Raw genomic sequence first — 14,627 nt, forward strand, 5'->3', positions numbered from 1 at the left:
GTTCATGACGCGGGCGGACCGGGGCCCCCGGCCGTGTCGGAATGCGGCACAGGCTGGACAACAGCCTGGATATGCCCTAGCATTTTTCGCCCGCTCCGCAAGACCACGCCGGATGTTCCGCGCGCTTTTGCGGCGGCGCTTCAAAGGCCGCCATGCACAACGACGATGCCATAACCGCCTCCCTTGCCGCGCCTTCCGCGTCGCTCGCGCTGGAAACCTTCCGGCGCGTCCTTCTGCCTGTCGGCGGTCCGGAGACGGATGCCGCGCTTGTCCTGGCCGCGCCTTGCCTGAGCCTGCTGCGCCTGGGCGCGGCGCGCGGCGCGCCCACCGCCCTCTGGGTCGGCATTGCTCCTTCCCGGTCTTTTTCCACGGACGCTGTTGTTTTTTCCCGCGCCCTGCAAGAGGCTCTCGCCGGGGATGCGGCGGGTTCGGCTCTTATCGGCGCGCCGCGCCTGCTGACAACGGATTTCAGCCCGGAACTGCTGGAAGAGGCGGACCGTTTTCTGGCGGAAAACACGCATGCCCGGCTGGCTCTTGTGTTCTGCCGCCCGCAAGGGAACGAAGCGGGTGTCGGCGGCGGCTGGATCTGTGAGCCGTTGCTCCTGCGCCGGTTGCCGCCCGAGGATGAGGCGTCAGCCTCGGCATCCGGACCATCCGTGAGTTCCCCGGACCGCGCCCCGGCCCTGGCCGGAGTCGTCGGCGCCTTCGGCGGCAATGCCGCGCGGGAGACCAGGGAGCCGGATGAGCTGGTGTTGGACGGCGTGCGCTATGTGGATCTGCGCCAGAACGGTCTGGACTGGCGGCTGGCCGGAATCAATCCGCTCTGGCGGCAGGAGCTTCTGAGCCTGGGCGCAAGCCCGGACGCCGGGGCCGTCAGCGCCCTGGAGACGCGCGGCCTGTGGCTCGCCCCGGCCATGCCGGCGCCGCCGCTGGCGGTCATGTGCTGCGGCCTGGGCGCGGTTTGGCCGGGCATGGGGCGCGAACTGTACGACAATTTTCCGGCGGCCAGGGCGGCCATGGAGCGCATCGCGGCGGTGGCCGACTGGGATGTGCTCGGGCTCATGGACGAGACGGATGTGGAAAAGATCAGCCTTACCCGCTGGCAGATCCCTTACCTTTTTCTGCTGGAATACGCCCAGTGGAGCCAGTTCGTCTCGCTGGGGCTCGCTCCGGCCCTGATGTGCGGCCACAGCCTGGGCGAACTTATCGCGCTCTGCTTCGCGGGCATTTATGAGCCGGAGGTTGCCTGGTACATCCTGGACACCCGCGCCGTGCACATGGCCGAGCTGGAGGCAAAGGCCACGCGCGAAACCGGCATGATGGCCGTGCACGCCGACGCTGAAGTCATTGAGGAAGCACGCAAAACCTGGCCCGCGCTCTATGTTTCCAACTACAATACCCCCCGGCAGTTCATTCTGAGCGGGCCGCGCGAGGTCCTGCTGGAAGCCCGCAAGCATATGCGCAAGCGGCGCATCCCGGCCATCATGCTCAATGTCAGCCTGGCGTTTCATCATCCAAGCATGCGCGTGCTGCGCGATCTTTCCCAGCGGCGGCTGAACGCTCTTGAAATGCACGCGCCGCGCCTGCCTATGCTCAGCGACATCACCACCGGCTTTTACCCCCGGGAGCAGCCGGACATCTGCCGCTACATCACGGATCTGGACGAAAATTCCGTGCGCTGGGTGGAAGGCGTGCGCGCCATGTGGGAGCGGGACGGCATCCGCCATTTTCTGGAACTGGGGCCGCAGGATACTCTCTGCGGTCTGGTGGGGGATATCGAGCCGCGCGCCCTGTGTTTTTCCGCCGGGCGAAAGGGCAGGGAAACCGAGGGCCTGCGCCAGGCCTGCGCCCGGTTGTATGCTTTGGGCCATCTGCCGCGCGCGGCCATCCGCGCCGGAGTCGCGGCCCTGGGCGGGCGAAGCGTAGCGGCGCGGGAAGGTCCCGCGCCGGGCAAAGTTCCGGCGGCTTCGGGCACGGCCGCCCCGGCGCGCGCCGCGTCCGGCGTCACTTCCGGCCAGATGGGCATTGTGCTGGAAGTGCTGGCGAAGGCCAGCGGCAGGCCTGTGGAGGAACTGCGGCCCGAAATGGACCTGCGCTACGATCTGGCCCTGCGTTCGAGCCGTTTTCCCCTGATCCTCCAGGAGGCCGAACAGCGCCTGGGCCTGAGCGTCAATTTTGAGGACCTCTTGCAGGTGGCGACCATTGGGGATCTGGCCCGCGCCCTGACCGGCGCAAAGACCGGCGCGGAACGGAAGAGCGGGGAGTCCTCGCCCGGTCCGGAACATAAGCCCGCGCCTGAATATGCCCGGAACCGCGCTCTTGCGCCCCTCTGCCGCTTTGCGCCCCGCCCGCCGTACGCGGACGGCGGTAATGCCTCATCGCCCGTAAAGCCGTGTCCTTCCCCTCTGCCCCTGGACCCCTGCGGCCAGGGACTGCCGTTGCGGCGCGGCGATGTGGTGGCGCTTTGTTTTTTTGACCGGGACCTGCTGCCGCAGTTGTTGAGCGGCCTTGCGCCGTTGGGCTGCACGCTGGCGCCGCCCCTGGACCTGCTGGACGTCTGCGCGCCCCTGGCCAAGGCGGGCGCGCGTCTGACGCCGCTGGACGTTACCTGTGCCGCAAGGCCGGACGCCGAAAGCCTGCGCACGGCCTTCCGCCGACTTGCCGCCGAGGAAGGGCGGGTGGACGGCGTATTTTTCGTGCCCGCGCCCGAGGACAACGCCGCCGCTCCGGCCCTGCTGGAGGATTGCCTGCGCCCGGCGCTGGCGCACGGGCTGCGTTACGCCTGCTGCTTCAATCGCGTGCCCCTGACGCCCGCCGCCGTGGAGCGGGCCTTTGCCGCCGGGCCCTCGTCCGCGCGCCTGTCCGGCCGCCTGAGCGCCCTGGCCCGCGAGGGGGGCTTTGCCTGCCGCGCCGTTGAGCTGCTGGATGACGGCCGGCGGGCCGGTCTCAATGAACTGGGTGACATGCTGGCCCGCGAGCTGTTGCGCGGGGACTGTGAAAGGGTGATCTGGGGCCGGGAAAATGCCCTGCGCCCGGACTGCGCGCCGCGCGCCCTGCCCCTGCTGGAAAGGCCGGAGTTTTTCCCGCTGGTTTTTCCCGATCCGCGGCCGCCGCTCCGGCCCACGTCCACCCTGTTCCAGGGGGCCTGCCAGTTTTCCCGTTTCGCGGATCCGGCGCTTTCCGCCCACGGCGGGCGGGGCTCCAATGCCGTACAGGCGTCCGCGCCCTGGCTGCCGGCCAGCCGCGCCCTTCAGGCCCTGCTGGAAGGTTCCCGCCTGTTCCTGCCCTGGTTGGCGGTCACCGGCCTGTCCGACGTGCGCTTTCATGAGCCGCCCCCGCTGCCGACCGGCATTACCCGCGAATGCCGTCTCACTGTGGAGGCCCGGCCCTGGTTGATGCATGACCGGGTCATGACCCGTATGTGCCGCGCGGACCTCGTTGTCCGCCAACTGACGGACAACGGCCGCCATACGGAGCAGTACGCGCCGGTGGCTGAAGGCATGGTGCTGCTGGCCGCCGCTCCCGCCGAAGTACCCCCGCTCTGGCCCGCCGCCGGTGCTGACGGCGTCGATGGAAAGCCGGTGGACGGCGAGGGGCGGGAGGAATTGGCCGTATTTTACGATGCGCTGGGGCTGGACGCTCCCTGGCGTTTGCTGTCCGGCTTTGCGGTTCTGCCCGAAAATATGTACCGGGCCGCTTTGCCCACACCGGAAGAGCCCATTGCTCCCGAAGGGAATTGGGGCTATACTGATTGCCTGTATATGGTGGAGGGGATCGTGCAGGCCGCGTCGCTGGCCCTGGCCCGGCAAGGGGACGGCCCGGTGCGCGCGGATGGTGTCGGCATGGCCGCCGAATTGTGCCGCTGGCGGCTCAATTCGGCTGGTTTCATCCGTTTCGGCGGCGAGCGCGGGGCAAAGGGGCCTTGGCGTCTGCAATTGCGGCGTTCCTGGGCTGACGGCAGATTGCAGCGCTTTGACGCTCAGATTTCCGATGCGCGGGAGCGCGTATTGCTGACCCTCCATCATCTGGAATTTGACCGGCTGGAAACGGCGTCTCTTGAACAGGAGCCGCCGTCCGCCGTCGTTGCGCAACCTTGACATGGCGCGGCGCCGTTTTCCGGCGCAAGCCCGCAAAGGGTCAATCACCGATGCCGCATTTCGCATTACCCACGCCGTCAGCGCGCGTTTTCCTGCCGCTGCTCATGGCCCTGACCCTGTTTTTTCCGGCCTGTGCTTCCAACAAGGCCGGACTCAAGTCGCCGGAACTGCCGGCCAGGCACTGGCTGGAGGAAGCGCCGGGCGTACCCGTGGAAAACAAGACCAAGCTGGAAGCCGCCGTGCCCAACCTGTACGACGCGGGTAAAACTTTCGGCTTTGAGGACTGCGTCTTCCTGACCATCCAGCAGTCTCCCCTGCTGGTCAACAGCGCCGTGAACCTGGAAATCAAACGCGTGGCCCTCACCGACGCGGTCTGGAAGTATCTGCCCGAGCCGCGCATGACGCTGCAGGTCTCCAACAACCTGACCCGGCTGAACATGGACAGCAAGGATACGCCCGGCGATTACGGGCGGACCAAGTTGCGGGTGGGCTTTTACGCCGCGTTTCCCAATCCCGTGGCCACCTATTTCGAGCATCAGGTGCAGAAGATCATGGTCAATCTGGCCATTTCCACGCACCGCAAGGCCATCGGGGAAGCCATTTACAAAATCGCCCAGGCTTATCTGAAGCTTCAGGCCCAGCGCAACATCGTGGCCGCCCAGAAGGAACTCCTGCCTGTGGGCAAGGAGCTGATCTCCTACTGGCAGCAGGTGGAGTCCGTGGAAGGACGCCAGGGCGTGTCGCTCAACCTGGCGACCCAGCACCAGCGCGAACTGGAGCTGACCGTCGAAAAGACCACGATGGAAGAGATCATGCAGCGCACCCAGCTCAAGATCCTGGCCGGGGTGGAACCGCAGCAGCGCCTGAACGTGGATACCGGAAGCGCCGACGGGATTCTGGCCGGTTTTGACGGGCACGGGCTGAAGTGGGAAGAGCGCTGGCCCGCCACCGAGGACGATCTGCTGCTGCGCGCCCAGGTCAAGCTGGGCGACTACAATATCATGGTGGCCTGGGCCCAGTATATCCCGGACATGTCCATTCAGATCAACAACAGTCCCCCGGCCGGACAGTACCAGCCGGTCAGCGGCCAGGAAGACACCTTCCTGCACCTGACTTTTGACTTCCCCCTGCTGGACTGGGGCCGCCGCTATCGCGGCGTGCAGACCGCCCGCATGCAGAAGGCCCAGGCCTTCCACGAAATGGCCCGCAAACGCACGGATTATTCCAATACCTGGCTGCAGGCCGAGCAGCGCGTGGCCCTGGCCGAAACCCAGCTCAAGTTGGCCAAGACCCGTTTCGGCACAGCCGAGCTGCAGTACAAGGAAGCCCGCATTTCCTTCAACGAAGGCACGGAACAGCTGCCCGTGGTGGCCGAGCGCCAGGAGGCCATGACCAACGCCCGCATCGCTTATATTGAGGCGGAGCTGGAATATAAGCTGGCCAATCTGGAATGGATGTACGTCGCCAATCTGCTGCAAGAGCGTTTCCTGGGCCTGCCCGCCAAGGAGTTCATGTGATGCCGTCCCCTATTTCCCCTTCGTGTTTTCTTCAGCGCGCGTATTGCCCGGGCCGCCCGACCCGTGTGTCCCGGATTTTCTGTGCCGCACTGGCCGCGTTGGCCGCGCTGCTCTGGGCTGCCCTCTGGCCGGTCGCCTCCGGCCCGGCCCTGGCCGCCGAATCCGCTGCGTCCACGACCATCCTGACCGGCAAGGTGGTCACCACCGTAACCCGCGCCGTGCCCATCCCCTTTAACGCGGTAGTGGACGAAGTGCTGGTCAAGTCCGGCGACGCCGTGGAAAAAGGCTCGCCGCTCCTGCGCTACCATCTGCAGGAAGAAGCTGAACGGATTTTGCAGCGCGAAGTGACCATCGGCGCGGCTACTGAGAATCTCAAGGGCCAGGTGCTGGACTTTGAGCGGCAGCTGGCCGAGACCACGGCCCAGCGCAACAAGGCCCGCCAGCTGGTAGCCTCCGGCCTGGGTTCCCGCCAGGCTCTGACCCGGCTGGAGGACGATGTGGACTCCCTCAAGCGCCGCATCGAGCTGTTGCGCACCACCATCCAGAAGACCGAAAGCAACTTCGCTTCCCGCCTCAGGGAGCTGGAAGGTTATTACGGCGTGCCCATCAAGGAGGGCGAACAACTGCCCGTCACTCTGGTGCTGACCTCGCCCATCAAGGGCTATGTGCTTTCCCTGGACTCCACGCTCAATCCCGGCACGGTGCTGGCCGCCGGTACCATGCCCATTCGCGTGGGGCAGCTCAATCCCGTGCTGATCCAGGTGCCGGTCTATGAGGCCGAAGTGAGCGGCATCAAGGAAGGCGACACCGCCGAAGTGGAAATCCCGTCCCTGGGCAACCGGAAATTCACGGGCACGGTCAATGAGATTTCCTGGGTCTCCAACGATATGAGCGTGGGCAGCCCTTCCTATTACACGGTGGAGCTGACCGTGCCCAACCCTGACCTTGAATTGAAGCCCGGCTTCAAGGCCGTGGTGCGCTTCAGCGGCGGCAGGTAAGCCGCCTCCATGAAGCTGAAAAGCATTCCCCGACGGCTCGGCTATATTCTGGGCGCGCAGTGGACGCGCGATCTTTCCTGGACCATTTTCACCATTCTGCTGGCGCGCCGCAGTCCGGACATCATGGGCCAGATCGTTCTGGCCCTGACCTACGGCTATCTGGTCAAAACCGTGGCCGACGTGGGGCTCAACGATTTTCTGCTTTCCACGTTCGCCCGGCGCGAAGGGCGGCCCCGGGCCTTGCTGGGCGAGGTGAGCTGGCTCAAAATGGTCGTGCTGCTGGCCGCTTTGGGCGTCACCTGGCTGATCACCGGCTGGCAGCACTACACGCCGGAATTACGTCTGATCGTGTTCTGCATCGCCGCCGGACTGGGGCTGGACGCGCTCAGTGATTCCTTTTTCGCGCTCTGCCAGGCCCGTGGAAGGCAGGATGTGGAAATGCGCATCCGCGTGCCGTCGGCCCTCATCGGCATCGGCTACGGCATTGCCTGCGTGTTGCTGCACGCGCCGCCCATCCTCATAGCTCTTTACAAGCCCCTGGAATCCCTGCTTTGCATCGCCCTGGCCCTGAGCGCCCTGGGCCGCAACCCCCTGGCCGGGGTGGGCACGAGCGGCATGCTGGATCTGGCACGGCAAATGAAGAGCGGGCTGATCTTTACCTGCATGGCGGCCTGCGCCATGTTTTACAACAAGATCAACGTGATCTTCCTCAAACAATACGGCGGCGACGCGGATGTGGGCGGCTACGGCGTAGCCTGGGAAACCGTGGAAGGCCTTTCCGTGCTGGTCTCCAGCGCACTGCTGGGCAAAGTGATCTTTCCGCTGCTGGCCAAGTCCTGGCAGCAGGATCGCGAGGCTTTCCGGCGTCTGGCCGGGCAGACCGCGCGCACGCTCTGGGCGGCTTCGTTGCCGGTGATTTTTCTGATCTGCGTGGAGAGCGACCGCTTCCTGCCCCTGATTTACGGTCCGAACTACGCCAGCGCGGTGACGGCCCAGCGCCTGCTCACGCCGTGCCTGGCAACGGCTTTCCTGCATAATCTGGCGGCATACGCCATGATCGGCATGCGCCGGCACAAACTCCTGCTGGGTTTTTACCTCAGCGGTCTGGTGCTCAATATTGTCTGCTGCTTTACGATGATCCCGGCCATGCCTCTGGAGGGCGCCGCCCTTTCCCTGACCATTACCAAGGTTTGGGTGGCTATCCTGACCGTCAGTTTCTTCCAGTGGGCGGCCAAGCCCATGACTCTGGGCCAGTGGGCCCTGATGCTGGGTGCCGCTGCCGCCAGCGTTGCGCTGTGGTGGGGCGTGGGGCTGGCTTTGCCGCGAGAGCTGGCCGAACTGGCCGGTCTTGTGCCGCTGCTGGCCCTGTTCTGGTTCTGGCGGCCGCCGCCGCCCTTTGAAAAGGACGAGGCCGCGCCGCTGACGGTTGCCTGAACAGGGCCATTCCTTTCCGCGCTTGTAGGCAGAATTATTCTGTATTTATAGGGTATTACCTTTCAAGGGTAATTGTTCCATGGGCTTGTCATACGGATGAGGAATTTCGAGCCCTGCCCGCGCCGGAGGCGGCCTAAACGCCGGGAGGCGTAAAGCTCCCGTGCCCGCAGGGCAGAATAAAACAACGAGCGGAGAACGGAATGCCCCTGTGCCTGACTCCGTTCAGTTGACGCGGTGAGCCGCTCAGGGATAAATTGCTTTTTATGTTCGAGGTTGCCGCCGAGGGCACCGCCGGGCGTAAGGAATGAGGGATTGTGGGGAAAAATCGTTTTTTTCAGCGCCGCCGTTTTCTTCAGGGCGCAGCGGGCCTGCTGCTGGGCGGAACGTTGCCGTCCGCGCTGGCTCCCGTTGCGGCCAAAGCCGGGAATCTTACCGGTGAGCCTCTGACCACGCTCATTGACGTGGACGCCTGCGACGGTTGCGGAGCCTGCGTGCGGGCCTGCCGGGATCGTAATCTGGAGGGCGTGCCCCTGCCGGTCCGGCAGCCGCCTCAGCCCTATCCAAGCTGGATACGCATTCAGGACTGGTCCGGCAAGCGCGACGTCACTGACCGGCTTACGCCGTACAACTGGCTTTATCTCCAATCCTGCACGGTGCAGACCGAGGCCGGGGCGCGCAAGGTTTTTCTGCCCCGTCGCTGCATGCATTGCACCAATCCGCCCTGCGCCAATCTCTGCTCCACGGGAGCGGCCCGGCAACGCGCCAGCGGCGCGGTATATATCGACCACGGCAGTTGCATGGGCGACGGACAGTGCGACCGCGCCTGCCCCTGGATGATCCCTCGGCGGCAATCCGGCGTGGGGCCGTATCTCAGCTTTGCGCCGCGTTATGCGGGCAACGGTCAGATGTTCAAATGCGATTACTGCCAGGATCTGCTGGCAGAGGGAAAACCGCCCGTCTGCATCGCGGCCTGTCCGCGCCAGGCCCAGCGCATAGGGCCGCGCAAGGATATGGTGCGCGCGGCCCGGGTCATGGCGGAGGAGCGCAAGGGCGATATTTTCGGCCTCAATGAAAACGGGGGCACCAATACTCTCTATGTCTCCTCGCTGGCCTTTCGCGACATGGAAGCGGAGCTGTTGCGCGAGGATCAGATCGGTTACGGCCGTCCCAGCCTGCGTCCGGCCGGAGCCAGCATGGACAAGGAAAACCGCCTGCTGGGCACGGTGCTGCTGGCCCCGCTGGCCGGAGCGGCCTTGGCCTGGCTGCGCATCTGGCGGGAAAAGCAGAAAAGGCGGCGGCCGTGAAAGAAGATCCTCGTCTGTTCTCGGCCTTTTTCAAGCTGCTCTGGGCGGCCTGCATGCTGGCCGCCATTGTGAGCGGTCTGGCCCATCTGCCCTTTGCTTTCCGCTACGGGCTGATCAACACTTGGCGTGCCTCGCCCACAGTGGCGCATTACTGGTCGGCGGCAGCCCTGCTTCTGCTGGGCACGTACGCGGCGGTGGTCTGGTGCGTAGTTGGACGGCGGGACTACGCGCTGACCCCCTGGGGCGGCCTGCGGGTGGCCCTGCTGCTGGTTCTGGCCGTTACCGGCCTGCTGCTGATCCTGCACAATCTGCCGGGATTCTCCGTATACGGCGCGACCTACGCCGTCATCAAACTCGGTCATTTGTTCTGCGCCCTGGCCCTGCCCCTGCTTCTCTTTGTCCATGGCTGCCTACGTCTTCTGGGGCGCGGTCGCTGGGTCAGGCTGTTGCCGGCCGCGCGCAGGCGTAAATCGCGCGGGCTCCCGGCGACGGATTAAAACGCGCCGTAGCGTTTCTGTGTCTGCTGAAACGGATAATTACAGCATTTTGCGCTTGAAATGTTGCCCATTTGCACATTTCAAACTCTACGCCGCCCCGGTCGCTTCCTTGCTCTTGGGCGCTGGCGTCCGTTTACGCGACGCCAGGGTAATTCATTTATTTCAAAAGTGAATTGCTCTGAGAGGGGCAGGGGGCGGGTAGCGGCCTCATGCCGCGCGGCGTTCAGGCGCACTCCGGAATTGTTTCGGGTGCGCTTTTTTCGCGAGCACAATGTCGTCGTCCTGTCCCCGCGCTGCCATCAACTATGCCGGATAATAATTGACAACAATAAATTGAATTGCCGTGTCGGTTTTATTTTCATAGCTGTGGGTTGATGAAGACTCAAAACACAGCGCGTCCTGCGCTTCCGCAATAAGTGTTTTCCCGTCCACAGTCAGGCAGAGTGTGCCGCTGATCATAAAAATATATTCCTGCGCTTTCGCCGTGTGCCCTGAGGATTCGCTTTTCGAGTGGGGATCAAGAGTTACGTAGAAAAATTCAAAGTTCCTTTGCGCCGAATAGGGAAAGTAGTTGAAAATCTGGTAGGTGGGGTTTTCACCGATCAGGGGGACGCGTTCATTTTTGCGAACAATGGTCACTTCTTTTTTCTGCTCTTCGATGAGTCCGGTATAGGGAATTTTTAACGCCGTCGTGATCTTGAGCAGGACATTGATGGTGGGGTTCCCGTCTCCTTTGGCCAGTTGCGAAAGCGTGGTGGGGTTGACGTCGGAGAGCTTCGCCAACTGCCGCAGGCTGAGGCCGCGCTCGGTACAGATTCGCTGCAAATTTTCAGCAATGATTACACTGACTTCCATTTTTTTTATTCCATTTATAAATTAAAATTGACAAAATATAAATTATAATAAACAGTTGGCGACATACAACAACGCCTTTCTTGTCGAAGCCTCCGGTATCTAATTTGAAAAGCCGGATACACAAAACCCGCGGAGTTATGTGGTAGCGTAGCCGCCGCGAGTCGGCTGTAATAGAGAGCGTAGCTATGCTCGGAATTTTTGCAATCAGACATTAGGAGAGAAGGTATGAACCGCTTAACCATGGAAACGGCCCGGGAACTTTTACAAAAAACAACCACACACCCGCAGCTTTTGCAACACGCCCTGGCCGTCAGCGCGGCCATGGGCGCCATGGCCCGGCACTTCGGGGCCGAGGCCGAGCACTGGGAAGCGGTCGGCTTTCTGCACGATTATGACTATCAGCAATATCCTGAAGAGCATCTGCGGCATACGGAAGCGCCCCTGCGCGAGGCCGGTGTGGATGAAGAAAGCATCAGAGCGATTCTGGCCCACGGCTGGGGGGTATGTTCCGATGTGGAGCCTCTGACGGAGATGGAAAAGTCCCTGTATGTGGTTGATGCCGCATCCGCCCTGGTGGGCGCGACCGCGAAAATGCGTCCCACGGGCATAAGCGATCTTCAGGCTTCCAGTGTGACCAAAAAATTCAAGGATAGAAGTTTCGCGGCGACCGTAAACAGGGAAACCATCAACAAGGGCGCTGCCATGCTCGGAATGGAACGGGCTGAAATTTTTACTCTTTGCATTGAAGGCATGCGCCCGCATGCAATCAGGTTGGGAATAACAGCAAAATGACTTTACCCGAAACTGCCTCGCTTGCCCGGCCATAGTGGTGGCGGGTGGTATGGGCAGAGGCCGAGTTCCGTGGTTGCCCGCGACGACAGGCGGCGGTCGCGGAGAAGAGCATTTTTATTCTTAAAGCTGTTCCGGCGGACGGTCACGGGGCGGCAGAGCGCGTCTCCCGCCCCGTGACCGTCCGCGTGATGCCGAAAGGCGAAGGAACCGCATTGCGGGTAGTTGTTATCGTCTTTTCGTTGCGGGACGGTCAGGCCTCGTTGGTGGACGCCGCCTTGAGCTGCCCGCAGGCGGCCTTGATGTCCTGCCCCTTGCTCTTGCGGACAATGGCCGTGATGTGGCGCTTCCAGAGGCATTGCTCAAAGGCCAGCACGCGCGCCTCGTCCGGAGCCGCGTAGGGCGCGCCTTCGGCGGGATTGTAGACGATGAGATTGAGCTTGCCCTTGATGTCGGCCACCAGCCGGGCCAGTTCCCCGGCCTGCCCCGGTCCGTCGTTGATCCCGCCCAGCAGCAGATACTCAAAGGTGATCCGTTCCCGAGTCTTCAACGGATAGGACTTGAGCGCGGCCAGCAGCTGGTCCAAAGGCCAGCGCGCGGCCTTGGGCATGATCCGGGCGCGCAGCTCCTGAGTGGGCGCATGCAGGGAGACGGCCAGATAGGCTAGGCCGCTGGCGCCCAGCTCGGCCAAGCCCTTCTCAATGCCGCAGGTGGAAACCGTGATCCGGCGCGGCGAGAAATTGAGCCCCTTGTCGTTGTTCAGGCTTTGCAGGGCGCGCATGACTTCGCGCAGGTTGAGCAGCGGCTCGCCCATGCCCATGAACACCAGATTGCGCAGCACGGGCCAGTCGGGCCGGTTGTCGCCCAGATGCTCGCGGGCCACCAGAATCTGCCCCAGAATTTCTCCCATGGTCATATTCCGTTCAAAGCCCATGTCGCCCGTGGCACAGAAAGTACAGCCCATGGCGCAGCCCACCTGCGAGGACAGGCACTGGGTCCAGCGCCGCACGCCTTCGCGGGAATCCGAGGGAATCAGCACCGTCTCCACCAGCGCGCCGTCTTCGAGACGGAGCAGAAACTTGGTGGTGCCGTCGCTGCTTTCCTGCACGCGGGCCACTTCAGGCCAGTCGATGCGCGCCGTTTCCGCCAAGCGGGCCCGGCAGGCTTTGGAGACGTTGCTCATGGCATCGAAATCGCGGGCCATCTTTTGCCAGATCCACTGCCAGACCTGCACGGCCCGGAATTTGGGCTCGCCCAGCTCGGTCTGCATCCAGTCCGTGAGTTCGGGGAGAGTATAATTGAGGAGATTTATCATTGGCTTGTCCTGCCCGGCGGCATAGGGGTATGGGCTGCCGGATAGCGCGATTCACTCTTGAAATGAGTGAATCGCGCTATCCGGCAAGGGAAAGGCCGTTACCCCACGGACTTCCGCGCATACTCCCGCACAAAGGCCACGGCGGATTCCAGATCCGTCACTTCGCCCGTGATCTGGGCCTGCAGCAGCGCGTCGCGGAGCACGCCCACCATGGGGCCGGGGGCCAGACGGGTTTCGCTCATGATTTCATTGCCGTTGAGCAGGGGTTCCAGCATCTGTTCCGGGGTTTCGGCCCGGTCCAGGTACTTCATATTGTGGTTGAAGGACGTATAGCTGCCTTCGCGGGCCTGAAGGTCGGCACGTGCCATGGCGATAAGGCGCGGATACTCGTCCAGGGCCTTGAAGCGGCGGATGCCCCTGTCGGTCATCATGAAGTGGAAGCGCATGTGGTGGTTCACCAGGTGACAGAGCAGGTCGATGTCCTCCTGGGCGAAGTGCAGGCGGCGCAGGATCTTGCGCGTGACCTTGGCCCCCACCCGGTGGTGCTGGTAGAAGGTCCACTGGCCGTCGAAATATTCGCCGGTGAAGAGCTTGCCCACATCGTGAAAGAGCATGGCCATGGTGCCCAGCCAGTCGTAGTGGAAACCTTCTTCCGGGTAGTGTTTCATGCACTCCAGGGTGTGGTCGAAGACATTCACCTCCACGCCGTCCCTGTCGCGCTCCTGGCAGACGCAGGAGAGCGCCGCCACTTCCGGGATCAGGCCTTGGAGGATGTGGGCGTCGTAAAGCAGGCGCACGAAGCGGTACATGGATTCGGCGGCCACCTTGCGCCATTCGTCCATAATGTCCGTGGCGGGCACGTAGTCCAGTACGCGCACCGAGGAGCGTACAATCGCCATCCAGGTGTTGGGATCAATGGGGATGTCGAAGTTGGCCGCGAAGCGCAGGGCCCGCACGGCCAGCAGGTAGTTGTGGCGCAGGGTTTCGTCCGGCAGGCCGGTGAGCCGGATGGTGCCGCCCTTGAAATCAGCAAAGCCCTCATAGGCGTCACCGGTGGGGGCCGGGCTGCCGAAACCGGTCATGCGCAGTTGCTCGCGTTCCTTGGGGTCCATCATGGCGGCCATGCTGGGCGTGATGCGCAGCAGCGAAAGCTCAGGATGCCCGGCGTCCGCCACTTCCAACGGATAGAAACGGAAAAGCACCCCGTTTTCCTCCAGTTCGGCCAGCGCACGCTTTTCCGACTCCATGCGGGCCTTGGGGAAGAGCTTGACCAAGGTGTCCATATCCGGCTCGCAGGCGATGTCCACGGCGGGCTGCCGGACGGCGCGCAACAGTTGCTCCTGCAGGGGCGCGTTGATGACATGCGCGTCATAGCCGTTGCGCAGCAGGGTTTTGCAGATGGTGATGGCTTCTTTGAGCGCTTGATGCATCGTGGGCTCCTTGCGAAAGATGGGCACAGCGTCGTCCTCGCGGCCGGGCAGGCCGCAAAACGCGCGGAAGAGCAATGGCGGTGCAACGGACGGGAAGCCGTCCCGGTAGGGATTCTTTCTGAAAATCCGGGCGGGTCGCGGCGGGAGCGGCTTCCGTTGTGTCGTTATACGCGTGGCTCAAGGGTAAAATGCGCTGGTGTCGCGTCAAGCGACACATGCCGCAAGTCCGTAAAGGGTTGCGCGCCGCCATAGACGACGTAAGCACAGCAAAAACCATGGGTCCTGCTGTGCGATCTTCACGCCGACCCGACAGGTGGGGCATGATATCGCACTAGTTCAATTATGCACAGGAGGCGGTCTGAAAGTCAAGCATCCCGCTCTGTTGGGCCGG

General features: G+C 63.3%; 10 protein-coding genes. 7 read left to right on the plus strand and 3 right to left on the minus strand.

From position 1 onward, the window contains the following. Positions 1–152: 152 nt before the first annotated feature. The 6 genes from HMPREF0326_RS05275 (at position 153) to HMPREF0326_RS05300 (ending at position 9,847) form a co-directional block, all read left to right on the plus strand. Positions 153–4,097 carry an acyltransferase domain-containing protein gene (locus HMPREF0326_RS05275; protein ID WP_020990279.1) on the plus strand — a complete coding sequence of 1,315 codons (3,945 nt, stop codon included), beginning with the start codon at positions 153–155 and terminating at the stop codon, positions 4,095–4,097. 50 nt (positions 4,098–4,147) lie between these two features. Further along, positions 4,148–5,614: a TolC family protein gene (locus HMPREF0326_RS05280; protein WP_008683449.1), complete on the plus strand. Its 1,467-nt coding sequence runs from the start codon at positions 4,148–4,150 to the stop codon at positions 5,612–5,614. Next, entirely contained in the window at positions 5,614–6,612 is a 999-nt protein-coding gene (locus tag HMPREF0326_RS05285; protein WP_020990280.1) for an HlyD family secretion protein, read from the plus strand. The genes HMPREF0326_RS05280 and HMPREF0326_RS05285 overlap by 1 nt, the downstream gene beginning before the upstream one ends. Positions 6,613–6,621: 9 nt before the next feature. Beyond that, positions 6,622–8,046 carry an oligosaccharide flippase family protein gene (locus HMPREF0326_RS05290; RefSeq protein ID WP_008683452.1) on the plus strand — a complete coding sequence of 475 codons (1,425 nt, stop codon included), beginning with the start codon at positions 6,622–6,624 and terminating at the stop codon, positions 8,044–8,046. A gap of 314 nt (positions 8,047–8,360) precedes the next feature. Further along, entirely contained in the window at positions 8,361–9,350 is a 990-nt protein-coding gene (locus HMPREF0326_RS05295; RefSeq protein WP_008683453.1) for a 4Fe-4S dicluster domain-containing protein, read from the plus strand. Then, complete coding sequence (locus tag HMPREF0326_RS05300; RefSeq protein ID WP_008683454.1) at positions 9,347–9,847, plus strand: hypothetical protein; 501 nt, start codon at positions 9,347–9,349, stop codon at positions 9,845–9,847. Before HMPREF0326_RS05295 ends, HMPREF0326_RS05300 begins: the two co-directional genes overlap by 4 nt. Before the next feature lie 303 nt (positions 9,848–10,150). Here the strand turns inward: HMPREF0326_RS05300 and HMPREF0326_RS05305 are convergent, their stop codons facing one another. Continuing rightward, a complete protein-coding gene (locus tag HMPREF0326_RS05305; protein ID WP_008683455.1) occupies positions 10,151–10,702 on the minus strand; it encodes a helix-turn-helix domain-containing protein in 552 nt (183 codons plus the stop codon). 225 nt (positions 10,703–10,927) lie between these two features. Between HMPREF0326_RS05305 and HMPREF0326_RS05310 the strand changes: the two genes are divergently transcribed. Then, complete coding sequence (locus tag HMPREF0326_RS05310) at positions 10,928–11,494, plus strand: hypothetical protein (RefSeq protein WP_020990281.1); 567 nt, start codon at positions 10,928–10,930, stop codon at positions 11,492–11,494. 250 nt (positions 11,495–11,744) lie between these two features. Here HMPREF0326_RS05310 and rlmN read toward each other — a convergent pair whose 3' ends face one another. Then, a complete protein-coding gene (gene rlmN, locus HMPREF0326_RS05315) occupies positions 11,745–12,806 on the minus strand; it encodes a 23S rRNA (adenine(2503)-C(2))-methyltransferase RlmN (protein ID WP_008683457.1) in 1,062 nt (353 codons plus the stop codon). A gap of 98 nt (positions 12,807–12,904) precedes the next feature. Next, positions 12,905–14,236 carry an HD domain-containing protein gene (locus HMPREF0326_RS05320; protein WP_008683459.1) on the minus strand — a complete coding sequence of 444 codons (1,332 nt, stop codon included), beginning with the start codon at positions 14,234–14,236 and terminating at the stop codon, positions 12,905–12,907. Positions 14,237–14,627: the final 391 nt, after the last annotated feature.

Origin of the sequence: Desulfovibrio sp. 3_1_syn3 (assembly GCF_000145315.2) — a bacterium.
Taxonomy (GTDB): domain Bacteria; phylum Desulfobacterota; class Desulfovibrionia; order Desulfovibrionales; family Desulfovibrionaceae; genus Desulfovibrio; species Desulfovibrio fairfieldensis.